The 26,663-nt window shown below is 69.6% G+C and carries 20 protein-coding genes; 12 read left to right on the top strand and 8 right to left on the bottom strand.

Annotated features, from left to right (window positions below; genetic code table 11):
* The first annotated feature begins 99 nt into the window (after positions 1 to 99).
* From ABD127_RS13450 to ABD127_RS13435, 4 genes are all read left to right on the top strand, one after another.
* Complete coding sequence (locus ABD127_RS13450) at positions 100 to 1,026, top strand: CPBP family intramembrane glutamic endopeptidase (RefSeq protein ID WP_344202426.1); 927 nt, start codon at positions 100 to 102, stop codon at positions 1,024 to 1,026.
* 128 nt (positions 1,027 to 1,154) lie between these two features.
* Positions 1,155 to 1,562: an ATP-binding protein gene (locus ABD127_RS13445; RefSeq protein WP_344202424.1), complete on the top strand. Its 408-nt coding sequence runs from the start codon at positions 1,155 to 1,157 to the stop codon at positions 1,560 to 1,562.
* 76 nt (positions 1,563 to 1,638) lie between these two features.
* Positions 1,639 to 2,517 (top strand): WD40/YVTN/BNR-like repeat-containing protein, encoded by an 879-nt coding sequence (locus ABD127_RS13440; protein ID WP_344202423.1) that lies wholly within the window; start codon positions 1,639 to 1,641, stop codon positions 2,515 to 2,517.
* 125 nt (positions 2,518 to 2,642) lie between these two features.
* Positions 2,643 to 5,012, top strand: coding sequence for a cutinase family protein (locus ABD127_RS13435; protein ID WP_344202421.1), 2,370 nt, complete (start codon positions 2,643 to 2,645; stop codon positions 5,010 to 5,012).
* A gap of 10 nt (positions 5,013 to 5,022) precedes the next feature.
* Here ABD127_RS13435 and ABD127_RS13430 read toward each other — a convergent pair whose 3' ends face one another.
* The 3 genes from ABD127_RS13430 to ABD127_RS13420 all read right to left on the bottom strand — a co-directional run bounded on the left by ABD127_RS13430 (position 5,023) and on the right by ABD127_RS13420 (position 9,519).
* Positions 5,023 to 6,912, bottom strand: coding sequence for a DUF4012 domain-containing protein (locus ABD127_RS13430; RefSeq protein ID WP_344202419.1), 1,890 nt, complete (start codon positions 6,910 to 6,912; stop codon positions 5,023 to 5,025).
* Positions 6,913 to 7,044: 132 nt separating this feature from the next.
* On the bottom strand, positions 7,045 to 7,611 hold the full coding sequence (locus ABD127_RS13425; protein WP_344202418.1) for an LPXTG cell wall anchor domain-containing protein: 567 nt from the start codon (positions 7,609 to 7,611) through the stop codon (positions 7,045 to 7,047).
* A gap of 222 nt (positions 7,612 to 7,833) precedes the next feature.
* A complete protein-coding gene (locus tag ABD127_RS13420) occupies positions 7,834 to 9,519 on the bottom strand; it encodes a polysaccharide biosynthesis tyrosine autokinase (RefSeq protein ID WP_344202415.1) in 1,686 nt (561 codons plus the stop codon).
* 205 nt (positions 9,520 to 9,724) lie between these two features.
* Here ABD127_RS13420 and ABD127_RS13415 point away from each other — a divergent pair, with 205 nt between their 5' ends.
* The 4 genes from ABD127_RS13415 (at position 9,725) to ABD127_RS13400 (ending at position 14,677) form a co-directional block, all read left to right on the top strand.
* Positions 9,725 to 11,269, top strand: coding sequence for a sugar transferase (locus ABD127_RS13415; RefSeq protein ID WP_344202413.1), 1,545 nt, complete (start codon positions 9,725 to 9,727; stop codon positions 11,267 to 11,269).
* Between the two features lie 69 nt (positions 11,270 to 11,338).
* The gene (locus tag ABD127_RS13410; protein WP_425545827.1) at positions 11,339 to 12,367 is read left to right on the top strand and encodes a glycosyltransferase; all 1,029 of its coding nucleotides are present in this window, start codon (positions 11,339 to 11,341) and stop codon (positions 12,365 to 12,367) included.
* Positions 12,357 to 13,382 (top strand): glycosyltransferase family 4 protein, encoded by a 1,026-nt coding sequence (locus ABD127_RS13405; RefSeq protein ID WP_344202409.1) that lies wholly within the window; start codon positions 12,357 to 12,359, stop codon positions 13,380 to 13,382. The genes ABD127_RS13410 and ABD127_RS13405 overlap by 11 nt, the downstream gene beginning before the upstream one ends.
* Entirely contained in the window at positions 13,379 to 14,677 is a 1,299-nt protein-coding gene (locus tag ABD127_RS13400; protein WP_344202408.1) for a hypothetical protein, read from the top strand. Before ABD127_RS13405 ends, ABD127_RS13400 begins: the two co-directional genes overlap by 4 nt.
* Here ABD127_RS13400 and ABD127_RS13395 read toward each other — a convergent pair.
* Together ABD127_RS13395 and ABD127_RS13390 are read right to left on the bottom strand one after the other, a co-directional pair.
* Positions 14,613 to 15,464, bottom strand: coding sequence for a glycosyltransferase family protein (locus tag ABD127_RS13395; protein WP_344202407.1), 852 nt, complete (start codon positions 15,462 to 15,464; stop codon positions 14,613 to 14,615). The genes ABD127_RS13400 and ABD127_RS13395 overlap by 65 nt on opposite strands.
* 206 nt (positions 15,465 to 15,670) lie before the next feature.
* Positions 15,671 to 17,056, bottom strand: coding sequence for a polysaccharide pyruvyl transferase family protein (locus tag ABD127_RS13390; protein WP_344202405.1), 1,386 nt, complete (start codon positions 17,054 to 17,056; stop codon positions 15,671 to 15,673).
* On the opposite strand from ABD127_RS13390, the gene ABD127_RS13385 reads away from it, so the two are divergent.
* The gene (locus ABD127_RS13385; RefSeq protein WP_344202403.1) at positions 17,042 to 17,884 is read left to right on the top strand and encodes a glycosyltransferase; all 843 of its coding nucleotides are present in this window, start codon (positions 17,042 to 17,044) and stop codon (positions 17,882 to 17,884) included. The two genes, ABD127_RS13390 and ABD127_RS13385, sit on opposite strands and share 15 nt — an antisense overlap.
* On the opposite strand, the gene ABD127_RS13380 is transcribed toward ABD127_RS13385, so the two are convergent.
* On the bottom strand, positions 17,885 to 19,108 hold the full coding sequence (locus ABD127_RS13380; RefSeq protein ID WP_344202401.1) for a polysaccharide pyruvyl transferase family protein: 1,224 nt from the start codon (positions 19,106 to 19,108) through the stop codon (positions 17,885 to 17,887).
* Between ABD127_RS13380 and ABD127_RS13375 the strand changes: the two genes are divergently transcribed.
* Together ABD127_RS13375 and ABD127_RS13370 are read left to right on the top strand one after the other, a co-directional pair.
* Positions 19,107 to 20,801 (top strand): lipopolysaccharide biosynthesis protein, encoded by a 1,695-nt coding sequence (locus ABD127_RS13375; protein ID WP_344202399.1) that lies wholly within the window; start codon positions 19,107 to 19,109, stop codon positions 20,799 to 20,801. The genes ABD127_RS13380 and ABD127_RS13375 overlap by 2 nt on opposite strands.
* A gap of 22 nt (positions 20,802 to 20,823) precedes the next feature.
* Complete coding sequence (locus ABD127_RS13370; RefSeq protein ID WP_344202398.1) at positions 20,824 to 21,747, top strand: glycosyltransferase family 2 protein; 924 nt, start codon at positions 20,824 to 20,826, stop codon at positions 21,745 to 21,747.
* Positions 21,748 to 21,760: 13 nt separating this feature from the next.
* On the opposite strand, the gene ABD127_RS13365 is transcribed toward ABD127_RS13370, so the two are convergent.
* Positions 21,761 to 24,487 carry a DUF2264 domain-containing protein gene (locus ABD127_RS13365; RefSeq protein ID WP_344202396.1) on the bottom strand — a complete coding sequence of 909 codons (2,727 nt, stop codon included), beginning with the start codon at positions 24,485 to 24,487 and terminating at the stop codon, positions 21,761 to 21,763.
* Between the two features lie 2 nt (positions 24,488 to 24,489).
* On the bottom strand, positions 24,490 to 25,656 hold the full coding sequence (locus ABD127_RS13360; RefSeq protein WP_344202394.1) for a nucleotide sugar dehydrogenase: 1,167 nt from the start codon (positions 25,654 to 25,656) through the stop codon (positions 24,490 to 24,492).
* 122 nt (positions 25,657 to 25,778) lie between these two features.
* Here ABD127_RS13360 and ABD127_RS13355 point away from each other — a divergent pair, with 122 nt between their 5' ends.
* Entirely contained in the window at positions 25,779 to 26,615 is an 837-nt protein-coding gene (locus tag ABD127_RS13355) for a DUF5926 family protein (RefSeq protein WP_344202392.1), read from the top strand.
* Positions 26,616 to 26,663 lie beyond the last annotated feature (48 nt).

Here is a 26,663-nt window from a genome sequence, read left to right as displayed (position 1 = left end):
TGCGGCGGCGTCGTGCTGCGGGCGTGATCCTGCCTGCCGTTCCAGGCATCGCCGACGATCACAGGTCGTCCGCGCAGCGCAGACGCCACAATGGTGGTCGTGCCCACGCCCTACCACCTCCTGGTGCGCGACGACCCGCATCACCGCGGGTGGCAGCTCGTGGTCTCGGGGGTCATGGCGCTCGGCGGCGCACTCGTGGTGCTCGTGGCTGCATCGGCCCTCACCCCCGACCTGACGGCGCGTCCTGGGGTCATGCCGCCGGTCGACCGGCTGGTCGATCTCGCCGTGGCTCTCCTGGCAGCGGCCCTCTGCGGCGCGCTGCTCCTCGGAGGCCTGGCGCTGACCGGGAGTCCGGGGCGCCACCTGGTGTGGTCGGTCGAGGGCAGGATCCGCTGGGCCTGGTGGGGGCGCTGCTGCCTGATCAGCTTCGGCACCGTGCTGATGGTGCTGTCGTTGTCGCCCGCGGTGCCGGGCTCGGGTGTCGGCATGACACTCTCGGTGCCCACGCTCACGGCCTGGTACGGATTCGTGCTGTCGCTGGCCCTGGTGCCGTTGCAGGCCACGGCGGTCGAGCTGGCCTTCCGCGGATACCTGCCCCAGCTCCTCGCACTGGTCGTTCCGGTGAGCTGGATCGGCATCGTCGCCAGCGCCCTGTTCGTCACCGCGGGCCACGCCCGCGGGCCGTGGGGCCTGGTCGAGATCGGAGTGCTCGCGGTGACCGCGGGGATCCTGACCCAGCGCACGGGAGGTCTCGAGGCCGCGGTGGCGCTGCACGTCGCCTTCACGACCTCGCTGCTCCTGCTCGAGGCGGGAGGAGCCGTCCCGACGTCCGCCGCGAGCGCCGAGGGTCGCCCCGCGACGGCCGCGACGACGCTGTTCACGGCCCTCGTCGTGCTGGCGCTCGTGGAGTGGCAGGTGCGGTCGACGGGGCTCGCCACCCGTCGTGAGGACCACGGATCCAGGCGGCCGTGGAACCCGGCGGAGCCGGGCGAACGCGGGGGTGGACACCCCACGCTGCCTGGTTGAGCGCTAAACTCACTGCGCCTGAACTGTCCCTTTGACCTTTTCATGGTTACTTTGGACTAGTAGAAACACCGTCCGCGTCTCCTCCTCAAGGAGGAGATCCGGTACCGAACGACGGAAGGGAGACCACGATGCGGCGCGCGCACGACGTCTTCCTCTTCCCGTTTGCCCGCTCCACCCCGGGCATCGCGCGCACCAAGCTGGCGGGTTTCCTGACCGAGAACCGGGTCGCCTCGGCCCAGATCGACGACGCCCTGATCGTGCTGAGCGAGATGCTGACCAACGCCGTCAGTCACGGCAAGCCCAGCGACGACGGCAAGATCGAGGTCTCCTGGACCATCGCGAAGGATCTCCTCGAGATCAGCGTTCGCGACTCCGGGCTCGACTCGAAGCTCCAGCCGATCGACTTCGACTCCGACTCCCTGAGCGGCCGCGGGCTCTCGATCATCAGCGAGATCGCCGACCGCTGGTGGGTCGACCTGGCCGACGGCACCCGCGTCAACGCGGCCCTGCGGATCGACGCCGACCAGAGCGCCTGATCCTCCGCTCAGCGTCACACCGGAGATTGTGAGGTTCGGTCGTCGTCACGACGCCGGATCCCCCTAGAATCGTCGCGTGTCACGACGTCGAGCGCTGCCCCTGCTGGCGCTGTTCCTGATCGTCGACGTCGTGGCCGTCGTCGCGGTCTACCGCCACGTCAACCAGTCCCCGCCGCCGAGCGACATCTCGATCGAGGCGACGCCGACACCCGAACAGGTCGACAACGAGCAGACGGCGTTCGAGTTCGATCCGTCGTCGGCCGCGGTGCTGGACATCACCAACGACGGCACGTACCTGTGGGCCACCCGCGGGTCGTGCGACGGCGTGCCGGCCACCGTGGCGGCAGGCACCGACTTCGGCGCGACCACCGCTCCGGTGGACCCGCAGCTGCAGACCGTGCTGAGCGCCGCGATCAGCCCCGAGGGCGACTTCGTGCTCGTGGGGACGGAGGCGGACTGCGTGCCGGTGCAGCTGCGCTCGGTCGACGGTGGCCGCACGTGGGACGCCGACGACGAGATCTCGCTCTGGTACCCGTCGCCCACCGACGTCCGCGCGGTCGTCGCCCCGACCGGACTCGCGAGCCAGCCGGGGTGCACCGTCACGTCGATCAGCCAGATCGACGCCACGTTCTCGCGCGTTACCTGTGTCGACGGCGTGGTGCGCGGCACGGGCAACGCCGGCGCGGAGTGGGTCGTCCTCGGGCGTCTCGACAACATCCGCACGGCGACCTTCACGACGTTCGACACCGGCTACGCGCTGGCCCGCTTCGAGGGGTGTGCCGCGTTCCTGTTCGTGACGTCCGACTCCGGTGCCACGTGGACCGACCAGAGCTGCATCGTGGGCGACCCCGCGCGGGCTGTGGCCGCCAGTGACACCGTGCTGGTGGGCGTGGTCGGCACCGATCCGCAGGTCTTCGTCAGCGACGACGGCGGCGCGGAGTTCAGGCGGCCCTAGGACCTCCGCGGGGCGTCGCCCCGGTCGGTGAGTGTGATGCGTGACGGATCTGTCGGTTCCGGGGATTTTCGGCGGCCGCGCTCCTTAGGATCGCGCTAGTTCTGCCCTGCCCGAGGAGCCCCTGGATGCGCCGTCACGTCGCCGCCCTGGTGGTCTTGGCGCTCTGCTGGGCCGGGGCGCCCGCACCGGCCGGGGCGTACGAGGCGCCGCCGGTGTCGCCGTTCGCGGACGTGTCCACGGGGCACGTGTTCTATGAGCAGATGGCGTGGCTGGCGCAGCGCAAGATCTCCACGGGGTACGTGGAGCCGGGTGGGGCGACGACGTTCCGGCCGGGGCAGCCGGTGCTGCGCGAGCAGATGGCGGCGTTCCTCTACCGGTTGGCAGGGTCGCCGGAGTTCGTGGCTCCTGCGGTGTCGCCGTTCGCCGATGTGCCCACGACGCACGTGTTCTACCAGGAGATGGCGTGGCTGGCGCAGCGCAAGATCTCCACGGGGTACGTGGAGCCGGGTGGGGCGACGACGTTCCGGCCGGGGCAGCCGGTGCTGCGCGAGCAGATGGCGGCGTTCCTGTATCGGTTGGAAGGGTCGCCGGCGTTCGTGGCTCCTGCGGTGTCGCCGTTCGCCGACGTGCCCACGACGCACGTGTTCTACCAGCAGATGGCGTGGCTGGCGGACCGCAAGATCTCCACGGGGTACGTGGAGCCGGGTGGGGCGACGACGTTCCGGCCGGGGCAGCCGGTGTTGCGCGAGCAGATGGCGGCGTTCCTGTTCCGGCTGGCGGGCGACGGCCTGCCGCCTCCGGTCGCGTCGGGGACCTTCCAGACCAGCCGCCCGACGATCGCGGGCCAGCCGGTCAGCGGCGGGACGTTGACCGTCAGCGTCCCGGCGTGGACCCCGACACCGACCCAGCAGTCGCGACAGTGGTTGCGCGACGGCGCTCCCCTGACGGGTCAGACGGGGACGAGCTACCGGGTCACGGCCGCGGACCGTGGCACCTCGATCAGCGTGCGCGTGACGGGCACCCGGAGCGGGTACGACCCGGCTGTCGAGGTGAGCGACCCGGTGAGGATCGGGACGATCCCTGCGGTCGTGGACGTCTCGGGCACGATCTCGCGCGACACCGTGTGGAGTCCGGACGACGCCCGGGTCCACCGCGTCACGGGCGACCTCACGGTGGCGGCGGGTGCCACCCTCACGCTGCGCCCCGGCACGGTCGTCAAGGTCGCGGCAGGACGGACGTGGACCGTCGTGGGGACGCTCGCGGTCGAGGGGACCCCGGGCCAGGGCGTCGTCATCACCTCCGTGCGAGACGACGCCGTGGTCGGTGACACCAACGGCGACGGTGCCGCGACAGCCCCGAACGCCGAGGACTGGGCGGGGATCAGCGTGCAGTCCGCGGGGGTGGTCGCCATGACGAGTGCTCGGCTCGCGTACGCGGCGACCGCGATCGGCGCCGTCGGCACGGTCGGTGCCGCGCCCACCGTGACGCTCACTGCCACCACGCTGGGCCAGTCCACGCGGTGCATCGACGCCTCAGGCCCGGTGGTCGGCAGCTTCACGGGGCAGGTGCGCGACTGCGGGACCGGCGTCTCGGCCGACCACGCGTTCGACGCCCGCCACGTCGACTGGGGTTCGGCGTCAGGGCCGTTCCCCTACGGCCGTGGCGTGCCGGTCGAGGGCGAGAGCGTCTCGGTGCATCCGTGGACCGGGTTCGTGCCGCCCGCCCGCCCGCTGGTCGCCGAGCCCCAGCGGGCGTCGGTCGCCGCAGGCTGCAGCGACGTGGTGCTGGTCGGGGCGCGAGGGTCGGGGGAGTTCCCGGAGTCGCCGGACGACGGGAGCCCGGCCGAGTTCACGTCCGACGAGACGGGCTTCGGCTCCTACAACTACGTGATCGCCGCGAAGATGAACGAGCAGATCAGCGCGCTGCGGCCCGGAGCCTCGGTGGCCTACCGCGCGGTGCAGTACCGCGCTCTCCAGATCCCCAGCTACGACCCCTCCGTGACGTACGAGGCGTTCCTCGGCAGCGTCTTCGACGGCGCCGACAAGCTCACGCAGCTGATCGACGCCGAGGCCGCGCGGTGTCCGGCGTCGCGATTCGTCCTCATGGGCACGTCGCAGGGTGCGATGGTCGTCCAGCTCGGCCTGACGACGCTGGACCCCCAGCACCGCGACCGCGTCGCCGGCGTGGTCCTGCTCGCCAACCCGTCACGCGTGATCGGCTCGACGGAGACCCTGTGGCAGGCGGAGAACGTCGAGGCCGGAGCCGCGGTCCGCGGGCTCGCCGGCATGTGGGCGGAGTTCTACCCCGGTCTGGACGTCGCGCTGCCCACGTGGGTGGCTCCTCGCGCCATCTCGATGTGCCACCAGGGCGACGTGTTCTGCGCGTTCGGTCCGGGCGCGGCTCTGTACCCGCACCTCACCTACTCCACGGCCGAGCTGGAGGCGCTCGCCGTCTGGCAGGGCGTGCGCGTCGTCGAGGCCCTCCCGCGGGGCTGAGCGCCTGGGGTCAGCCGCAGGCCGAGGCGAAGCGCTGGTCCTGGTCGAACGGCACGACGCCGGGGGTCGAGTCGACGATGATGCTGTCGGGCTGGTTCGGTCCGGTGGTGACCACGAGCCTCAGCGTGACCTCCTGACCCGGGCCGACGAGGGCCGGCTGGATCACGATCGGCCGGTCGCCCAGCGTGCCGTTACCCATGATGGTGCGGACGCCGTCGACCTCGAGGGCCTCCAGCGTGCTGCCCGACGGTGCGGCGAGGCGGAGGTTGACCTGCTGCGTCCCAGGGGTGGCGTACGTTCCCGGGCCGACGATGTACGACGGCAGCAGGGCCGCGTCCGCCGGTGCGGTCGAGGTCAGGGTGACCGTCAGGGCCAGCTCCTGGCGGTCGTCGTCGAGGCAGCGGACGGCCTCGACCTTGGAGTCCCAGCGCAGGTAGAACTGCATCTTCGAGCTCGTCGCATCGTTGACGTACACGCCGAACCGGGGATGCGTTCCGCCCTGCGGCAGGGCTCCGGCGAGCGGCGTCTCGGCGAACTCGGCCTGCTCGGCGGGGTCGGCGCTCCAGATCAGTAGTCGGTGCTCGTCGACGGCGTCGGTCAGCCCCTCCAGCGTCTTGCGGTAGTCGCCCTGACCGTTCAGCACGGTCGTGAACACGGTCTGCGCCGCGAGGCTGAAGAACTCGTCCTGCTCGCGTGGGTCGGGGAAGCGGGCGTACACGCTACTCAGCAGGGTCGTGACGGCGTTGTCGCCCGTCAGCACCGTGCCGTCGGGCAGGCCGACGGGGCCGGTGCCGTCGAGCGCGTAGGACAGGGCGACCGGGTCCACGGAGATCACGCCGTTGATCGGCACGCCGAAGCGCTGCTCGATGATGCCCTTGGCGAACTGCGCCGCGCGAGGGAAGTCCGGGGTCAGCGTCGTGTCGCGCAGGTCCCGGGCGATCGTGGAGCTGAAGGTCAGCGCCTCGTCCTCGGTGCGCGGGATGACGTCCTGCTCGAACGTGCCGATGTCCGTGTACGAGTAGGTGTCGCCGAACGTCAGGCGGCCGCCGTCGGCGCGCACCAGGGCGACGGATCCGGGGATGCCGCCGGTCGACCGGCTCTCGGCGTTGTTCTGGAACATCACGAGGTAGGTGCGAGGGCCCTCGCCGCCGAGCATCGCCGGGGCGAGGCGCATGGCGCGGGCAGCTGCGGCGGCGGCGGTCTCGGCCGTGCCGACCTTCTCCTGCAGCTCCTCGACGGGCTTGCGCACCGGGCCGAGCAGCGCGTCGGGGTCGAGCGCGTCGATGCGGGCGCGCTGGGCGGTGAGTACCTCGGCGGCGGAGCTGACGGGATCGACCAGCTGCGCGAACGTGGCGAGGGGGAAGACGCCGTCGACGGGCTTGAACAGGTCAGAGTCGAGGGCCGTGGCGGTCGAGACCACCGGCGGCAGGGCGTCCTGCGCGATGGCGTCGAGCGCGTCAGCGGCCACCGTCACGGCCCGGGCGTTGTCGCCGACGAACGGGATCTTCGCCGCGGCCGACCAGAGCAGGCCGTCGGTGTGGGTACGGGCCTTCTCGGTGTTGACCTGGAGCGCTGCCAGGAGGCGTTCACCCTGCTCGGTGTCGCCCTCGCTGATCTCGCGCTGCAGCGCGGTGGCCTGGTCGGTGGCCTCGGCCAGGGCGGTGCGGGCCTGGTTGGCCTCCCACCCGAGCCAGCCGCCGATCGCGACGAGCACCACGCCGATCCCGGCGAGCGTCAGCCAGATCGCCTTCCGGCGGCTCTGGCGCTCGCGCTTCTCCCGTGCGGTTCGCTGCCTGCCCGTGAGGAGCCGAGGACGGCTGGAGGCTGCGGAGGACCGGGAGGACCGCCGGGGCGAGGACGCGCGTCGGCGTCCTGAGGTCCGGTCCTTGCGTGAAGCCATGGGTGTCCTGGGTGCGGCCGAGGCCGGGCGCCCCTACGAGAGGTGCCAGCCGGGGGAAAGGTGCTTAACGTGCGACCGCCACCCCGCGCCGGAGGACCGGCGCCGGGGTGGCGGTCAGGATCGAGCAGGTGCTCAGGCGTTGCGGCGACGCAGGGCGACCGTCGCGCCACCGGCGATGACGAGCGCGCCACCAGCGGCGAGCAGCAGCAGGGCCGGGCCACCCGTGGAGGGCAGGACGCCGTTGCTGGCGTTGGTGCCGGTACCGGTACCCGGAGCAGCGGTGCCGGGCGAGACGACCTGGACCGCGAACGGGAGCGTCACGGTCTGGACGACCGCGCCGGGCGTGAACGCGACCGGAGCCGTCGTGGCGGCTGGCGTGCCGTCGTCGTAGGTGCACGTGAACGAGATCGTGTACGAGCCGGCCGTGGTGGGGGCGGTGCCGGAGACCGAGAAGCTCGTGCCGGAGCCCGAGTTCGGCGTCAGGGCGCCGCCGGTGAAGGTCGCGATCCACGGGTCGCAGTCGACGCCGTCGAACTGGCCGGTCAGGGTGAAGTTCTCACCCGGGGCGACGACACCGTCGGCAGCGTTGCCTCCGAGGTTGGTCAGGACCGGGTCGGGGTAGGCGTTGGCGGCCGTCGGTGCGAAGGCAACAATGAGGCCCGTCACCGTTGCGGCGAGTGCCACGAGTGTCTTGCGCATAAGGTCTCCAGAATTTTCACGAGGGACAGTTACCGTCGGTTCGGACTGTGACGGCTCCGGAAAGCGTACCCCGAAATTTCCGGCGTGTTGTCCGGGATTCGTGAACTTCATGTGTCAGGGATGTACCAGAGGGTCGGAAACGACCCTGAACTGCACCTGAGAAGCGCCTGTGTGATGCGAATCACGGGGTGGGGCGACCCCCAGGAGCCGCGTCGGCAGCTCCTAGCGGCCGCCGCGACGACCGGGTCGGGGTGCGCGCGCCGGCTCGTCGTCGAGTCCCTGCGAGGCGTCGAGCCAGCCGCGACCGTCGTCGTCCACCAGGTCGTCGGCCGGCGGGGGCTCGAGCGCCTCGAGCACCTCGGGCACGTCATCGGACTCCGTCTCGTCCGTCGAGGGATCTGCCTCGGACTGCGGAGCGTCGACGGTGTCGGGCTCGTCGACGCCCTCGGCGCGCGCAGGTGCCGGCAGCACGGTCGTCGTCTTCGGTGCCTTGGACCGGCCACGTCGCTTGGGTGCCTCCTCGGCGACCTCCGCGACCGACGGCGCCGGGTCCTCGGGCGCGTATCCATACCCGTACCCGTACCCGTAGCCCGACCGGTTCTTCGAGGTCGGCGTCATGTTGACGATCGACGCGATGAGCCGTGCGTCCACGCCCGCGAGCCGTTCGATCGCGCCGCTGAGCTGGTCGTGTGTGGTCGAGCCGTGGCGCACAACCAGGATCGCACCGTCGACCTTGCTGGCGATGATCGCCGCGTCAGTGACAGGCAGGAGCGGGGGCGCGTCGATCAGGACGATGTCGTGGTTCTCACGCAGCTGGTCGATGATCCGCGACATGGCGTCCGTCTGGAGGAGCTCGGCCGGGTTCGGCGGCACCCTGCCACTCGTCAGGATGCTGAGGTCGTGCTCGGTGTGCTGCAGGGCTTCGGAGAGGCTCGAGCGGCCGACCAGGACCGTGGTGAGTCCCACGGCGCCCACGACGCCGAGCTTCTCGGCGATGCGCGGGCGGCGCAAGTCGCCCTCGACCACCGCGACCTTGTTGCCGTTCTCGACCAGCGCCAGCGCGAGGTTGATCGTCGTGCTGCTCTTGCCCTCGCCCGGCAGTGCGCTCGTGACGACGAAGACCTTGTGGTGCTCGTCGGGGTTGATGAACTGCAGGTTGGTGCGCAGGACGCGGAACGCCTCGCTGCGTGGGGAGTACGGATCGATGTCCGTGAGCAGTGGCGCGCCACCGGCGCTCTTGTCGAACGGGATCGATCCGATGACGGGCGCGTGCGTGATCTCCTCGACCGCGGACGAGCTGCGGACCGAGGTGTCGAGCGTGTGGCGGAGCACGGCGATGCCGGCGCCCAGCAGCAGACCGAGGACAAGGCCAAGTCCGAGGTTGCGGGTGGGTTGGGGCGAGACGGGTGACCCGGGCAGGGACGCCTCGTCGACGACGGTGGCCTTCAAGGTCGCCTGGTCCTGTCCCGGTGGAGTCTCCAGCTCGCCGACGTAGCCAACGAAGACCTCTGCGGTCGTCGCGGCGATTTGCTGCGCACGTTCGGGTGACTCGTCGGTCACCGTGATGGTGAGGATGACGGTGTCGAGCTGTGCCGAAGCGCTGACTCGTTGGCTGAGCTGCCCCGGGGTCTCGTCCAGGTCAAGTCGATCCACGACGCGGGTCATGATGGCGCTCTGGTTCACCAGGTCGGCATAACTCTTGATGCGCTGCAACGAGTACTGGCTTCCCTGCAGCGCTGAGCTTTCGCCGGACGACTGCGAGGTCGACACGAAGAGCCCAGTCGAGGACGCGTACTGCGGAGTTGCCGTCGATGTGAGACCCGCGGCGATCGCGAGAGCACCGAGCGTCGTCGCCGCGATGAGCAGCCAGCGCTGCCGGAAGATGGCGATGTAGTCACGCAGGTCCACGAATGCTCCACGATCGATTCGAGGTCAGGGGTCAGCACACTGTATGCGAGCGGCGAGGCCGTGGCTGCCGGCTTTGATTGAACGGCGGCAGTGAGTCGTATGTCACGCCCGTTTCGCGTCACCTATTTCTCCGGAACGCTCGCGTGCCGAGTTGTGGTCGGCTTAGCCTCTTACTCACGAGGTTCGGGGAGACTGAGGAGGCGGCATGCCATCTGGCGTGAAGACATTCGCCGTCCAGGCCCTGGACTCGCAGGCCGTAGCCTCGTCTGCCGGTCCCGACGGAGGCGATCCAGTGGTTGAAGTGACTTCCACCAGGGCCAGGTGGCACGGAACGTACGCGCGGACGCTGTTCCTGACGGACGTGATCGCGGTGGTCGCCGCTGGTCTGCTCAGCGCTGGACTGCGGTTCGGCTTCGACCAGTCGAGTGTGACGACGAACGGCCCCTTGTCGCTCAGTTACTGGAGCTTTGGCACGGCACTCGCAGCTGGTTGGGTTATCGCGCTGCAGGTCTACCGCACCCGCGACTCATACGTCATTGGCGAGGGTGTCGAGGAGTACCGCAGGATCGTCCGAGCGTCGGTCATGTACTTCGGCTGGGTCGCGATCGTCTCGCTGGTCCTCAAGCTCGACGCGTCCCGCCTCTACCTCGCCATCACCTTCCCTCTGGGACTGTTTGGGTTGCTCCTCGGGCGCAAGGTGTGGCGAGCCTGGCTGCGTCGCCAGCGTCGTCACGGGGAGATGGTCAGCAACACCCTGATCGTCGGAGGGATCCGGTCCGCCGCGGAGATCGTGGGACATCTCGAGCGCGCCCACAACGCGGGTATCCGGGTCGCCGGCGTGTGGGTTCCTGATCGCGCCGCCGGTGAGGGGGAGCGCATCGAGCGACAGGGACACAGCATCCGGGTCTTCGGCGAGGACGCGCGGCTGCACGACGTGCTCCGGACGACCAGAGCAGAGCTCGTGGTCGTCACCGATACGGAGCACCTCGGCCACGCGGGCTTGAAGGACCTGATCTGGGAGCTGGAGGGGCTGGACATCGACCTGATGCTCTCCCCGAACGTGGTTGACGTGTCCGGTTCGCGCATCCAGCTGGGAACTGTGGCGCGGCTGCCCTTCCTGACGGTCGGTAAGCCGACGTACGGCGCTGCCGCCGCGTGGCCGAAGAAGGCCTTCGACCGCCTTGGTGCGGCCGTGATCATCACACTTCTCGCGCCGGTGCTCCTGGGGTGTGCGCTCGCCGTGAAGCTCACGAGCCGCGGCCCGGTGCTATACGGACAAGAGCGCATTGGTCTCGATGGTCAGCCCTTCCACATGATGAAATTCCGATCGATGCGTGTCGATGCCGACGAAAGCCTCGCTCGGCTGCTCGCGGAGCAGGGCAAGGAGCATGGCCCGTTGGCCAAGCTCGAAGACGATCCACGAATCACTCGGGCAGGCCGAGTGCTCCGGCGCTACTCGCTCGACGAGCTGCCTCAGCTGTTCAACGTGCTCCGGGGCACCATGAGCCTCGTAGGCCCCCGGCCGCAGCGCCAGTTCGAGGTGGAGCGATATGACGCCACCGCGCACCGTCGTCTCCGAGTCCTGCCCGGCATGACGGGTCTGTGGCAGGTGTCCGGCAGGTCGGATCTGAGCTGGGACGACGCCGTCCGGCTCGACACGTACTACGTCGAGAACTGGTCCTTGGTGGGCGATGTGCTGATTCTGTGGCGCACGATCCGCGCCGTGACCCGCCCGGACGGGGCCTATTAGACCTTGACGACCCTCCTCACGCACGAGTGGCTCGCGGCGGCGGGAGGCTCGGAGAACGTCTTTGAGCAGATGACCCTGGCGTTCCCGGAAGCCCGACGCTTCTGCCTCTGGAACGACGACCCCACCCGATTCCCCGGCGTGGAAGAAAGTTGGCTCGCCCGCTCGCCGCTGCGGCGAAGCAAGCCGGCAGCCCTGCCGTTCATGCGTGCAGCCGGTCGCGGAGCTGACCTGGGGGGCGCTGACCTCGTTCTGAGCAGCTCGCACGTTTTCGGCCATGCGATCGCCTCGCGGGCCGCGCGCCGGGGAATACGGGCGTTCGCTTACGTGCATAGTCCTGCCCGATACATCTGGGCACCGGAGTACGACCCGCGCGGTCGCTCGCTCCCGGTGCGGACGGTCGCGCCCGCGTTGCGCCGCGTCGACCGTCGGTCGGTCGATCCTCGGGTGTCGTACGCGGCCAACAGCGCATTCGTCGCTGAGCGCATGGCCGAGGCCTGGGGTGTCGAGGCGCGTGTCATCCACCCGCCCGTCGCCGTGGCGAACATCGTGCAGTCGATGGAGCGGCCGCTCTCAGAGCAGGACGCAGAAGCCGCGCGGCAGCTGCCCGCAGAGTTCGTGCTGGGTGCGTCGCGGCTGGTCGACTACAAGCGGGTCGACGCCGCGATCGACCTGGGCTCCTCCCTGGGAGTGCCCGTGGTCATCGCCGGCGACGGTCCCGACCGCGAGCGGCTGCAGGCGGTGGCGGACTCGGCGGGTGTGCGGGTGCAGTTCCTCGGCAGGGTCAGCGACCGGCTCCTCCACGAGCTGTACCGGCGGGCTTTGCTCTTCGTCTTCGCCGCCGTCGAGGACTTCGGCATCATGCCGCTCGAGGCCGTCACCGCTGGTGCGCCGGTCGTCGTGAACCGCGAGGGTGGCGCCTGGGAAGGCGTGAGCGCGACCGGTGCAGGAGCGAGCTGCGACCCGGACGATCCCGACGAGCTCCGCGCCGCGGCCGAGACGGCGATCGGACTGAGGTCCGTGGCCGGCAGTGCAGCCACGGCGGACTTCGCCGACGAGCTGTTCCGATCACGTGTGGTGGAGTGGACCAGTGGCGAGTGATCAGAAGCGACCGGCTGGTTCCTCGCGTCTGGTGGTCGACGATCGTTACCGCGACCTCTCAGGGATCGGTCGGTACGCCAGAGAGGTCGTCCCGCGCCTGTCGGTGCCGCACGACATCCTGGCTTCCACCTCGGACCCGATGGCCAAGCGGGACGTGCTGCAGTGGGCGCGGCTGAAGTTGAAGCGCTCGGACGTGCTCTATTCGCCCGGGTTCGCTGTCGGACCCTCTCGTGCCGTCCAGGTGCCCACGTTGCACGATCTGCTGCACATCACGCATCCTCGCGACGACGCGGGGCGCATGCACGCCCTGTACTACGAGCGGCTCGTGAAGCCGCTGGTTCGGCGCTCGGGCCATGTCATCACCGTGTCCCCTACGTCGAAGCGCGAGCTTCAGGCATGGCTCGGGGACGAGGTGACGGTGCACGACTGCGGCAACGGTTGCTCGCCGCGCTTCACGATCGACGGACCGTCCAGGTCGGCGGACCGCCCCTACGCGGTGTTCGTCGGCAACCTGAAGCCACACAAGCGTCCGGAGCTGGCGATCTCGGCAGTAGCGGCGACGGATCTTGACCTCGTGATGGTGGTCCCCGATCCAGACGAGGCTCGTGGCCTGGCCGAGAGGCTCGGACTGACGGACCGAGTCACGGCCGTGTCAGGTATCGACGACGATGAGCTCGCGGCGATCTACCGTGGAGGCGTGGCAACCCTGGTGACGTCCGAGTGGGAGGGCTTCGGGCTTCCCGTGGTCGAGTCGCTGCGGTGCGGAACTCCGGTCCTGTACGCGCGGGAGTGCGAATCCGTGGCTGAGCTGTCGTCCAACGATCCTGCGTCGGTGGGCCTGGGGGGAGAGGCGCATCCGCGAGAGTGGGCGAGTGCCCTGAGTGACGTGGCGTCCTCGGGGCGTCGCGCCGAGGCGACCGAGGACTGGTTGGCGGCGTTCGACTGGGCGAGCGTCGCCGACCGCGTCAGCGAGGTCCTCCGCTCGGTCCAGCGAGATGGGGAGCAGAGAGGATGAACCTCGGCTGGATGACGAAGCCGGCGGTGCTCATCCTCGGCCCGGTTCTCGTCAGCCTGGTGGTGTGGTCGATCCCGGGCGGTGAGTCCTACGCTCTGCGGGGATTCACCGTGCGCTCCGACCTCACCTTCAGCTCGTTCGCCGTGCTGCTCACCTGGTACGTCGCTTGCCTCGCGGTCTTCGTGGCGGGCAGCAAGGTGGGTGCCAGTATCGAGCCCAGTCGCGGCGTGAGCGAGGTCGAGAACACGCCGGTCTTCGAGCGCCGCTTCCTCGCCGTCTTGACGGTCCTGAGCACGCTGGGGGTGGGATACGCGGTCGTGACGGCGGCGAGCCAGGTCTCGATCGTCGACGCCCTGACCACCGGCGGCGGGAACGCACTCAACGAGGCCCTTGGCGGCGAGCTCGGCCCCCTGACGCTGCGCTACACGGCGGCGATCGCGGCACCAGTGGCGATCGTCCTTGCGCGTCGCGGGGTCGCGAGCTGGGCAACAGCCGCCTACAACGTCGTTCTGCTCCTGCTGTCGTCATCGTTCTCGAGCCGCCTCTCGCTCATACTGGCGGCCGTCGTGCTCGTGGTGCTGACCGCCCGCATCGACGGGGGGCTGCGTGTCTCCCGCAAGGTGGTCGTCGGCGGTCTCGTTGTCGGCTACATCGCGCTGAGTCTCTTGAACTTCTCTCGAAACTCCCAGTTCTACGAGGCCAACGGCGTCACGAGCATTACGGCGATGAACAACTACCAGTTCGCGGCGTACCTCGGGGCACCCGCGCAGGTCAGCATCGGCGTGAGCGACGCTCTCCTCACAAGCGACTACTTCGTTGGCTCCACGTCTCCCGCCTACCTCGCCGCCGTGCCGACCTTCCTCCAGCCGGGTGACGTGAACGTCGTGGGTGAGCGCATGGCCGGCTACGGAGGCGACGTCGACGTGGCGAGGAGCCTCACGACCAACTCTGCGTTCGCCGACGTTGTCACTAACTACGGGCTGCTGGGGACCCTCTTCGCTCTCATCCCTCTGCTGGTGGTGGGCGTCGTGTGGGGGCACGCGATGCGCTACAACGGCTTGGTCGTGGTGGCCGCCGGGGTCGTGTCGTACGGCCTGGCCGAGCTCTGGCGGATCTACCTGTTCCCGCAGGGGATCTTCGTCTACCTATTGCTGGCGACCCTGATCGCTGCCGTTTTGGCGTCGTCGGCCGCTCGCACCGCCGCGTCCCATGAATCGCGACGAGTGTCGATCAGGACGGATCGTGCAGGAGGGCCTCGAGACGTCGGGCCTTCTCCCGCCAGTCGAACTGACTGAGCGCCTCTGCCCACAATGAATCGGGAGTGTCGGCGAGCGCTGCCTGCACCGCGTGGGGGATGTCTGTCGCGTCCTCGTAGGTGTGGACGCGCGACGACAGCTCCGGAGTCGTCCGGTCGATGAAGTCGGGGCCGACGACACGTACTCCGGCTGCGAGGTACTCGTAGAGCTTCATGGGACTGCGGCCGCGGTTCAGGTCGGTCGGGGTGAACGGCATCAGGCCGATGCGGGCAGCCGAGAGGAGCGCTGGCACCTCGGCGTAGGCCACAGGTCCATGCAGGTGGACGTTCGGTCCGAGCGGCGGGGCATCGCTCGCCGGTCCGTAGACGTCGACTGTCTGACCGTGCGGAGCGAGGGCCGCTCCAATCGCGTCGAGCGCTGCCCAGTCGAACCGATGGTCGAGCGCCCCGATGTAGACCGCGCCCGAGCGCTCGGTCGAGGCCCTGGCCGCGCGGAGGAACGGCTCGAGCTCGACACCGTTCTCCAGCACCAGTGTCGGCACCTCAGGGAGGACGTGGAGGTCGTCGAGCACTGGCGGTGACGTGGCAACGACTGCGTCCGCACGATCCACGAGGATGGCCTGCCCGTAGACGTAGGCCCCGGAGTCGTACAGGTCCGTCGGTCGGTACAGGACTCGCGTGGACGGCTGGAAGGCGCTCAGCACCCGATGCATCATTGGCTGGTCCACGATCACCCAGTCGGCGTCGGCAAACCCGGCGTCGGCGATCTCGCGACGTAGATCAAGGCGGCGATGGTTGAGGCGTACCGGCAGGAGACGGGTCGGCACAAGGTGAGCCACACCGGCTGGGTCCCGATGCAGTCCTCTGGCCGCGAGCTCGGCGCGTTGGTCTCTCCCGAGCGCGGCCAGGACTCGACTGTGGGGCGTCGAGATGTGCAGCACGTCGTGTCCGAGCCCTGCCAGCTCGCGCGCGTAGTGATGGCTTCCGACCTTGAACGTGGTGCCATCGGCCGTGTGCGCGACCAGGACGAGCTTCACGAGCCGCCGATCTCACGCGGGCTCGGGACGTCAAGCTCCGGCCACCGGTGGGCGAGGGTCGCGTGGGCCGCCGCGACGCGGTCGACAAGCTCGTCGCCACGCCCGACCTGGTCGAGGAGCGCGCGGGAGGTCGCCGATGAGCCGTCGCTCGCGAACGACACTCGCGCGAAGCCGATGGTGTCGAAGTTGGCTGCGACCTTCCAGGCGGGCGTGTCGACCAGCTCAATGGGGACCGCACCACTGAGCGAGGCGAGGATCAGCACGTGCAAGCGGTCCGACACCACGAGCGCCGAACGGTCGTAGGTCGCGCGCAGCAGCTCTTCGTGAGCCACCAGGTCTCCCGGCTCCCACGCCTGCTGTTCGGCCTCGAGGGCCGCGGCGATCTCGGATCCACGATCGATGTCGTCGGTGACCTGGGAGACGACGAGCGCCCGGAGCCCGGTGGTGGCGACCAGCTCCTTCACGTGGGCCAACCAGGATGCGGAAGGTGCGGGGCGGTCACCGCGCATGCTGATGACGAGCGTGTCGCGATCCGGCGCTGGGCGCCCCGGTCGAACATCTTCGGCGAAGCCGATGTCGGGCACGACCTCACCGACGCCGGCCGCCTCTCGCGAGCGTGCCTCGCGCCACAGGACGATCGTCGAGAGGCGGCAAGCGAGCCGATGTACCGCCAGGGGCGAGCGGCTGGAGACTCGGATGGCGCGAGGAGGCCGCACGACCTCGCCACCGCGAAGTCGCAGGAGGATCGTCAGGAGCAGGAAGACCAGCTCGCGCTTGACGTTGCCTGCACCGAGCGGCACCTCGCCGGGCTCGAAGAACAGCCGCGATCGCCGTGGCGAGGTGGACACGAGCCAGATCCAGCGCCCAATCGACGACTTGCTCCGGAGCACGGTGAAACGGTCGTCGAGGCCGAGACTTCGCTCCCAGTCGCGTGACGAGACGCCGACGTACGCGACGAGGGGGCCGCCGCCAGCGGCGGCCCATCGGACGACCTGGCGGCGGATCACCGCGTCGCCGAGATTCTTCTCGGGTCCTGTCGCGGACACGAATGTCACGGGCTCCCTGCGCGGCACGGGTCTCCTCGTCGAACGTCGGTACTCGGTCCAGTTGCCTGAAGAATAGGCGGTCCTGGAGTCGGCCACGATGGCATGGCCTGTGAGCCGCATCATTGCGTGCTGGCGAGCGAATGGGACCGGCCTCGCCCGTCGCGCGACTACGGTGGTGGGATGCGCCGACTGCGGGTCCTCCAGAGCTTGGAAGCCCCTGATGGGACGACGCGGTTCTCGACCCAGATGCGCGACGGCTCGCCTGACGACGTCGAGCAGCTCTTCTTCAGCTGGCGCACGGCTCTGATCGGCCGGTACGACGTGTTCCACGTCCACTGGCCCGAGCTGCTGGTCCGGGCGGGCAGCGCGCCGCGCAGGGTGGTCAAGGCAGCCCTGCTGCTGACGCTGGTAGTCCGGCTCTCGGTGCTGCGCACCCCGGTGGTCCGCACCGTGCACAACGAGACGCCGCACGAGCCAGGCAGTCGGTTGGAGCGAACCGTGCTGGCCCTGCTCGACCGGCGTGTGCGCACCTACGTGGCGCTCAACCCGTTCACGGCGCTCCCGGACGGCGTGGACGCGGTGGTCATCCCCCACAGTCACTACGTCGGCCGGTTCCCGACGGCGGAGGTGATGCCCGTCCCGGGACGCCTGATCTCCTGCGGTCTCCTGCGCCCATACAAGGGAGTCGAGGACCTGCTGGCGGTTGTCACCGGCATGACGCGTGAACCTCTGTCGGTCCACGTGGTGGGCAAGCCGCTCAATGCCGAGTTCGCCGACGTCCTGCAGTCGGCCGCGGCGGCCGACCCGCGGGTCGACCTGACCCTCTCCTTCGTTGCGGACGAGCTGCTGGCGCAGGAGATGGGGGCGTCGGAGCTGGTCGTCCTCCCGTACCACCGGATGCACAACTCGGGGATGCTGATCCTCGCGTTGTCCCTGGGGCGTCCGGTGCTGGTGCCGCGCAACGAGGTCACGGAGTGGATCGCCGACGAGGTCGGTCCGGGCTGGGTGAGCTTCTTCGACGGCGAGGTCGATGCCGCGGTCCTCGAGGAGGCCCTGGATCAAGCCCCGGCAGTGCTGGCGGGTGAGGCTCCGCGCTTCTCGGCTAGGTCGTGGGAGGAGTCCGGCGAGCAGTACGCGGCGGTGTACCGAAGCGTGGCGCTCTGATCAGAGCCCGTCGAAGTTGCGATGAGCCAGCTGTCGGGCCGTCGTCTGGTGGTCGGCGATTCGCCGTGCGAGGTCGTCGCGGCTGGCCAGGGCCTCGCTGACCTTCCGAGGCAGCTCGACTCGGAGGTCGTGATCGAGGGACACCATCAGGTCGGGTACTCCGAACACTCGTGTGAGCCCTTCGACCTTGCCCTGCGTCGACAGGATGATCGCTGGCGTGCCGGCCCAGAGGCTCATCACCCCGACGTGCATCCGGCCGCTGACGACTAGGTCTGCTCCGCCGCACAGCGAACGAACCACCGCCGGCGGAGGTACCTCGGTGACCAGGACGATGTCCTCGCTGATGCGCTGCTTGATCCCCGTGAGCTGCGCCAGGTCATCGCCGGACTTGCGGATCACGTGAGGAAGCAGGACGACCTCGAGTCCGTGAGCCCGCAGCGTGGCGATCGCCTCGACGTAGGCCTCGGCCTGGGTCGTGAGCCGTCCCACGAGCCCGCTCGCGTTGACGATGGCGTACGGACCCGTGATGCCGAGTCCGTCGAGGAGGTCCTGCGCTGCGTCGGCGTCGGTCGCGGATGCTGCCAGCACGAGGTCCGTGACCAGCTCGACATCGAGGTGGAGAGCGGTGAGCCGGTCGAGGCTGACCGGCTCGCGCGCCATGAGGCGCGCGCCAGCCCGGGCTGCTGACGTGAGTGCGCGAGCTGCCAGGGGTTCGGGCGTGCCGTTCCAGCTGAAGCCGAGGACGCGGCTCGGTATCCCCGATGCGGCACCCAGGCGAACCAGCTCCGCACGACGCACGGCGGCCGACAGGTTGTAGTGGCCATCCATGACGTCGGCACCGATGAGCGACACGCTCCGAGCCCCTCGGAGGCGGCGGACGAACACGCGGAGCGCCCTCCAGCGGGCGAGGGTGTTGCCGTAGATCAGGTGCGGCACCGCGATCACCTCGACGTCTGGATCGGATGACGGCGGCAGCTCGGTCACCTCGCGGGTCACGACGAGCAGAGGCCGGGGCGCGTTCTCGACGAAGGCTTCGATGAGGGCGACGTCGCCGTTGTTGCCGGAGACATGCGGTGTGACCACGACCGTGGTCGTCGACGCGGGGGACCGGTGCCGTCGGACGCCCCGGGCCAGAGCGCGGATGAGGAGGGGCATCGCCCAGGCCTCGGCGACGGTCACGACGCGCCTCAGTCGGCGCTTGATGATTCCGAGCGTGTGCCTCATGGACATCCTGTTCTTCTATTGGCGCTTCCAGCCCATTCTCGATATCGAACGAGAGTCAGGAAGGACGGTCTCGCATCACAGTGGCAGATCGAGGTCACGACGGTGTGACGTCGAGGTCGGATCTGACGATCGTCGGTCGACATCGTCTGAGCCGCTTAGAATCGGGGCGTGCGGGCGGACCGCACTTCACCATGCGGACGGGGGCACCATGACTGCCTCGTCGAACCAGGACGTGGGTCGGCGCGCCGTCTCCGGTGCCGCGTGGGTGGCGCTCGAGAAGTGGGCCTCCCGCCTCCTCAGCCTGGTGGTGTTCGGCATCCTGGCGCGTCTGCTCGCGCCCGAGGACTTCGGTCTCATGGCCATCTGCGTCTCGGTGTCGACGATTCTGCAGATCTTCGTCCAGTACGGGTTGGCGCAGGTCCTGGTCCAGCGGCGCGAGCTGGACGATCGTGAGATCCACACGGCGTTCTGGTCCGGCCTCGCCGTCTCGCTTCTGCTGTACGGACTGCTGTGCGCGAGCATCCCGCTGTTCCTCCTGATCTACGACGAGCCGATGCTGGCCTCGATCCTTCCGATCGCGGGGCTCGTGCTGCCGTTGGCGGGTCTCGCGAGCGTGCCCGCCGCGCTTCTCGAACGCGACCTCCGCTTCCGCCCACTGGCCGTGCGACAGCTGAGCGGCGTCGTCGTCGGCTCGTCGGTTGCCGTCACGGTGGCGGTCCTCGGTGGCGGGGTGTGGGCGCTGGTGCTGCAGCCGGTCGTGACCGCCGGTGTCGCGGTCGTCGTGCTCTGGATCGCTGGCCGTTGGTGGCCGCGCCTGGTCTTCTCGCGGCGAGCGCTTCGCGGCATGCTCGGCTTCAGCGTGCTCGTCGTGGCGACCGAGCTGGTGGGTTCGATCAACTTCAACATCGACAAGTTCGTGGTGGGCGCGTACTTCGACCCGACGGTGCTGGGCTACTACTTCATGGCGCAGCGACTGCTCACGCTGGTGCTCGAGGTGGCCTCGGCCGTGCTCGACAAGGTGTCGTTGTCGGCGCTGTCCCGCGTCCAGGACGATCACCAGCGGTTCCAGCGGTTCTTCTTCGCGCTGACCTTCGTCAGCACCACCCTCGGATTCGCGTTGTACGGCGTTCTCGTCGGGTTCGGTGATCCGTTGACGCGACTGGTCTTTGGTCCCGGATGGCACGACACGGTGCTGATCGCGGCCCTCCTGGCGCCGATGTTCATGCTGGGTACAGCCACCTACTTCGACAAGAACGTGATGATCGCCCGTGGTCGGCCCGCCGCGACGCTCGGTCTGGCGGTGGTGACGCTTCTCCTGGGCCTGGTGATCCTGGCCGTCACGCTCCCGTGGGGCATCCTCGCGGTCGCCGCAGGTCGCTCGTTCCGTCAGTTCGCCTTCTGGCCCGTGCGCCTCTACGTCATTCGACGGACGGCGAACATCGACATCCGGGTCTATCTCGCGCAGTTCCTCGCGCCGACGGTGGCGGTGCTCGTGCTCGCTGGGTTCGGGTTCGCCGTCACGGCCAGCCCGTGGGCCGACGCCCCTCTCAGCGTGCTGACCTTCGTGATCCCGGCAGTCCTTCTCGGGGTGGCGCTCTACGCCGGTGTCATCTGGCTGGTCGCCCGGCGCCGCGTCAGGGAGATCCAGTCGATGCTCAAGCGGATGTACCGTCGGACCCCGGTTCCCGCGTGATCCGGCGTTCGGCGTCCGCGCCATGAGCGACGTGCCCGATCGCCTGGTCGTCGTCCTCGTCTCGGCCTTGCCGCGGCTCAACGAGCTCCGAGCCCTGCTCGACAGCCTCGCGTCCGTCCGCGTCCCCGACCGTTACCGACTCCGCGTCGTGGTCGTCGACAACGGCGTGCGCCCGACGGTTCCCGACGATCGGGACGGCGTCACGGTGGTGCACGAGGAAGCGCCCGGGATCGTGCCTGCCCGCAACCGGTCGATCGAGGTGGCGCTGGCCGCGGACCCGTGGGCCGTCGCCTTCGTCGACGACGACGAGATCGTGCCGGCGGAATGGCTGACGAACCTGGTCGAGGCCCAGGAGAAGTTCTCGGCGGACGTGGTCACGGGACCGGTCGACTACGTGCTCCCCCCGGGCACGCCCCGCACCCCCGCGGTCGCGCGCCGGTTCGCGACACTCCGCCACGCCCACGGTCCGTACGAGGGCACCGTGGCCACGAACAACACGCTGGTGCTGGCGCACTGGTTCGAGGGGCCGTCGGGCCTGAGGTTCGACCCCACGTTCAACGGCACCGGCGGTGAGGACGTGGAGCTGTTCCGGCGGCTTCGCGCGCAAGGCGGCTTCGTGGCGTGGGCCCCGGACAGCGCGGTCACCGAGCTCGTGCCAGCCGATCGCGCGACCCCGCACGCGTTGCGCCAGAGGGCCCTGCGCAACGGGCAGCTCGAGGTCCGGCTGCGGCTGCTGGCCCACGAGTCCACGCCTCGCCGGCAGATGGTTCGGGCCGTCTATCACGGTGCCAAGTCGACGTTCAGGTACGCGGTCCTCGGGCTCGTGGTCCCGCGCCATCGCGAGCTCGGACGCCTGGAGATCTCACGAGCACTCGGCTACTGGAAGGCAGCCGCGGGGCTTCGACCGTTCGAGGAGTACGAGCGGAGCGACACGGCAGCTCGGTGAACGACTCGCGTGGCTAGCGTCGCCGGTACTCGTGCAGGCGTAGGTGCAGGACCTCGGCGACCACACCGATGCCGCCGGTGATGGTGTTGAACGTCGTCGCGCGCAGACCTCGGCCGGCGGGCACGTCGCCGGCCAGTCGCCGCAGGCCGGAGGCAGTCTGGTGCAGGCCGAGCAGCAGTCGACGCGATCTCGAGCGGCCGAGGTACAGGGTCCGCGACTTGCCGGACCCGATGCGGAACCCGCGACGCGCCAGCCATCGGAGGGTGAGCCTGCCGGGTTCCACCGGTTCCTCCACGACAGCCTCGGCGCAGTGCTCGATGACGGCACCCGCGCGGTGCAGGGCGAGGAAGAACGCGGTGTCCGACCCGCCGCTCTCGGAGAAGGCGGGATCGAAGCGGGGCCGGTCCTGCGCCTCCCAGGTCGAGCGTCGCAGCAGCGTCGTGTTCGTCGCCGCGGTGACAGCGCGATCACCGGTCGTGATGGGCTTCTGCTGGATGAAGCCGGCCTCCAGAATCCATCGAGGCGTGTCGAGGGGGAACGTGGAGCGCACGAAACCCGCCACCACGTCGGCCCTGGACGAGCCGGCGTGGTGGGTCAGCGCGGCCAGCCAGTCGGGCCGCGCCACCTCGTCGTCGTCGACGAACACGATGCCGTCGTGATCGGACGAGGCCAGGTGCTCGAGCGCCGCGTTGCGCGCGGCGGCGATGCCGGGTCGGGGCTCGTGCAGGTACTGAAGACGCCAGCCGTCGGCTCCCCACTCTTGGCGCAGGCCGTCCACCAGGTCCCGAGCTGTCGGTTCTCGGTCGTTGTCGACGACCACGACCCGAGCCCCTCCAGCGAGCTGGTCCCGGAGCGAGCCCAGGAGCGACCGGAGCCCCTCAGGTCGCCGGTAGGTCGCGACGGCGACGAGGGGAGCCGTCAGGTCGTCGTGGGTCGGGCTCTCGGGATGGCTCCCGTCCGTCACGGTCGGTCCGAACCGGGTCGCGAGCGTGGCGCTCCCGGAGAACCGCCAGGGGGAGCGCGCGAAGGGGGATGCAGCTCCACCTCCGGCAGGGGTCGGTCCCAGCCCGGTCGCGACCGACAGGCGCGTGAACCTCGTGCGCGTCTCGATCCGGCTGGACCACGAGACACCGCGCACGGTGACGGCCCCGGAGTCGAGCTCGACGTGGCTCCCGGGTGCATCCACGGCGAGTCCGGCGAAGGCCAGGCGGAAGGGCCGCCCGAGGGTCCGCGAGACCGTAAGCTCGTGCCTCATCGCGCCGTCGTCGGCGCTCGTCGTCGTGGTGAGGAGTGGTCGGGCACGGTCCAGGTAGCGCTGGACGCGCTCGCGTCGAAGCTGTCGGCCGACTCGTCCTGGCGGGCGGTCCGTGTGCGGGATCGGCCGGAGCAGCCAGGTGGAGGCGATCACGCCGACCTCGCCCTCCGGTTCGACCGCGAGCGGTTTGGAGCGTTCGTAGTGCCGGCGGCCCACCTGCACCGTGACGGATCCGGCGTGGGCCTCTGGCGACCGCGCTGGCGAGGTCACCGACGAGTACTCGAGGTGGGTGTAGTCGGCGCTGCCCGACCTTCGCCGGGCGTCGACCTCGACACGGTCGTAGCTGCCGTGGTTCGCGATGCGCACGAGGTCCGGTGAGCGTTCCACGAGGAACCCGGGAGTCGTGAGGACGGAGACGTTTGCGGGCTCGATCGCGAGTGTCGCGGACCGCGAGGTGGTGGGTGTGGCGCGCGAGGGGAGGAGGTGCACGAACGCCTTGGACACCCAGTACGACGCGAGAGCTCCGGAGTAGGGCTGCGCCGTGGCGTCGTCGGCGCCGGCGGCACCGAGCTCGACGAGCCCGTTGGGCGACACCATGCCCGACTCGAGGAAGTGGTTCATCGTGAGGTCGAGGTGTGCCTGCACCCACGACGGTGCATGGCCGGTCAGCAGGGCCACGGAGTACGGAGCGACGGTGGCGGCGCGATACGTGAGCGACCTTCCGTGACGCAGCGGCGCTCCAGACTCCGAGACGAGCGTGCGCAACGCGGGGAGGAACTCCAGCAGGCGGTCCACCTGCGTCTCGCGCCACGGGTCCTCGCCCAGCAGGTGAGCCGTGACCAGGGGATAGAAGTGGTAGGCGAACGAGGTGTAGTAGTCGAACGTGCGGCCCTGGCCGTCGCTGTACCAACCACCGCCGGCGTACCAGCTGTCGACCACGTCCAGGCCCTCGTCGATCCGAACTCGCCAGAGCCTCGGCCGCTCGCCGAGCCGCAGGTGGAGGCCGGCGATGGGCAGCGCGAACAGGCGCCAGTTGTTGGCGGTGACGGCGGCCACCTCCGAGCAGGCGGAGGTCCACGAGAGCAGTCCTGCCAGCGCCGAGTCGGAGAGCTGCGACGTGAGACGCTCCCCGAGCATGAGGACGCCGAGCGCGAGGGCCGCGGCCTCGACCGCCGCTTGGCGGTTGTCCTCGGGGCGTGGCCACGTTCGGGTGGTCGTGGGGTCGAAGACCTCGTCCAGGGTCGCGACGACCTTGTCCCACGCCTCCGCACGGCGTCCCTGGGGTTCCGCGCCGGCACCACTCTCGGAGATGGCGAACAGCAGGAACGTGCGCGCGAAGGCCTCCATGAGGTCGGCGTCGCGGCCGTTCGAGCTTGGACGGCCTCGTGCGTCGACGACGGCACAGTGGTCGGCCAGCACGCCGTCGAGCGCCAGGGTCTCGGCCAGCGCACGCCAGCTCGCCTCGTCGACGACCCGGATGCTCACGCTCAGTCCGATCCGAACAGATCCCGGGTGTAGACCTTCTCGGTCACGTCAGCCAGCTCGTCGGTACGGCGATTCACGACGATCACGTCGCTGCGGCGCTTGAACTCGTCGAGGTCGCGCAGCACCTCGGAGTTGAAGAACGGCTCGTCGGGGAGCAGTGGCTCGAACACGAGCACCTCGACTCCCTTGGCCTTCAGCCGCTTCATGACGCCCTGGATGCTCGACATCCGGAAGTTGTCGGAGCCGGCCTTCATCACGAGGCGGTAGATCCCGACCGTCCGGGGCTTACGGCGCAGGATGTCCTCGGCGACGAAGTCCTTGCGGGTCGTGTTGGCCTCGACGATCGCGCTGATGAGGTTCTGCGGAACGTTCGCGTAGTTCGCCTGGAGCTGGCGGGTGTCCTTCGGGAGGCAGTAGCCGCCGTAGCCGAACGACGGGTTGTTGTAGTGGCTGCCGATGCGCGGGTCGAGACCTACGCCTTCGATGATCTGACGGGAGTCGAGACCGTGCACCGCGGCGTAGGTGTCGAGCTCGTTGAAGTAGGCCACCCGCAGGGCGAGGTAGGTGTTGGCGAACAGCTTGATCGCCTCGGCCTCGGTCGACCCGGTGATCAGCACGGGGATGTCCTGGGCGACCGCGCCCTCCTGCAGCAGCGCGGCGAAAGTCTTGCCCTCGGCCGTCTCCGAGCCGACGACGATGCGCGATGGGTGCAGGTTGTCGTAGAGCGCCCGACCCTCGCGGAGGAACTCCGGCGAGAAGATGATCGTCAGGCCCGGGTGCTCCTCGCGCAGCCGCGCGGTGAAGCCAACGGGAACGGTCGATTTGATGACGACGACGGCGGCGGGATTCGCCGCGGCCACGGCGCGCACGACACCCTCGACCGACCGCGTGTTGAAGTAGTTGGTCTTCGTGTCGTAGTCGGTGGGCGTCGCGACGACCACGAAGTCGGCGCCGGCGTACGCGGCCTCGGCGTCCAACGTGGCGGTGAGGTCGAGCGGCTTCTCGACGAGGTACTGCTCGAGCTCGACGTCCTCGATGGGCGACTCACGGCGGTTGATCTGGTCGACCTTCGCCGCGTCGATGTCGACCGCCACGACCTCGTGGTGCTGGGCCAGGATGACGGCGTTGGAGAGGCCCACGTAGCCGGTGCCGACGACCGCGATCTTCATGGGACAGACACTAGCCTTCACCGGCTCCGCTGAGGCCGTGGTTCGTCAGGCGTTCACGTGTGACGTCGACCGCCGACCCGCCCTATCGCACCGAGGGCTCCTTCGCCCCCTAGGCTCGGACCATGGGTAAGAGTTCGCGCCGCAAGGGCGAGAAGAAGGTCCGCATGCCGTACGTCGCCCGCACCTTCGAGGGGCTGGCCGGCGAGCTCGACCTCGTGGCGCTGCGGGAGTTCGTGCCGTCCGCCACGGGCACGGTGAAGCTGGCCGACGGCGGCCGCGAGATCCTCGTGTGTTCGCTCCTGCCCGGCAACGGCGCCGGCCTCGTCCGACCCGACGGCCAGATCTGGCTCGGCCTGCAGGTCCAGCACAACCACGGCGACATCAGCCGCGACTACGCGGGCATCATCGAGACGGCCCTCGAGCTCGAGGCGGGTCAGCCGGTGCCGGTGACCGACCCGGGCGTCGGCCCGCGCCTCCAGGACCTCCTCGACACCGCGGCGCCCTTCGAGGTCACGGTCCACGACGGCTTCGACTTCTGGCTCGACGACGTCGACGCCGGTGACGACGCCCGAGCCCTGCTCGAGCAGACCAACGCGAGCATCGCCCCGACCGTCAAGCTCGACGGGGTCGAGGCCGCCTACTGGACCCAGATGGGGGAGCGTCGCTTCCTGCGCTGGGTGCAGCCCCACGACGAGGGCACGCTGCTCGACGCCTTCGCCCGACTGCACGTGGGTGGCGGTGACGACCTCGGCGACGACGTCCGTCTGATCGGCATGTTCCGTGCCCACGGGCTGCTGGTGCCGGTGTGGGAGACCGAGGGCGAGGGAGCCGAGCTCGAGGAGCCCGTCCTCGCTCTGAAGGCACGCCTCGACGAGGCACTCGCCGACGAGACGCCGCTGACCGGCGAGCAGCGCAACGCTCGCAACGGACTGGCGAACCGCCAGCTCACGATCCGCTGACGGTCAGCACGTCTGATCGGCCTGGACCCGTCGCCTGAGCGTGTCCGG

Origin of the sequence: Aeromicrobium alkaliterrae (assembly GCF_039529015.1) — a bacterium.
Lineage (GTDB): Bacteria > Actinomycetota > Actinomycetes > Propionibacteriales > Nocardioidaceae > Aeromicrobium > Aeromicrobium alkaliterrae.
The sequence above is the reverse complement of the archived record's forward strand: the minus strand, read 5'-3'. Positions and strand labels throughout refer to the sequence as shown.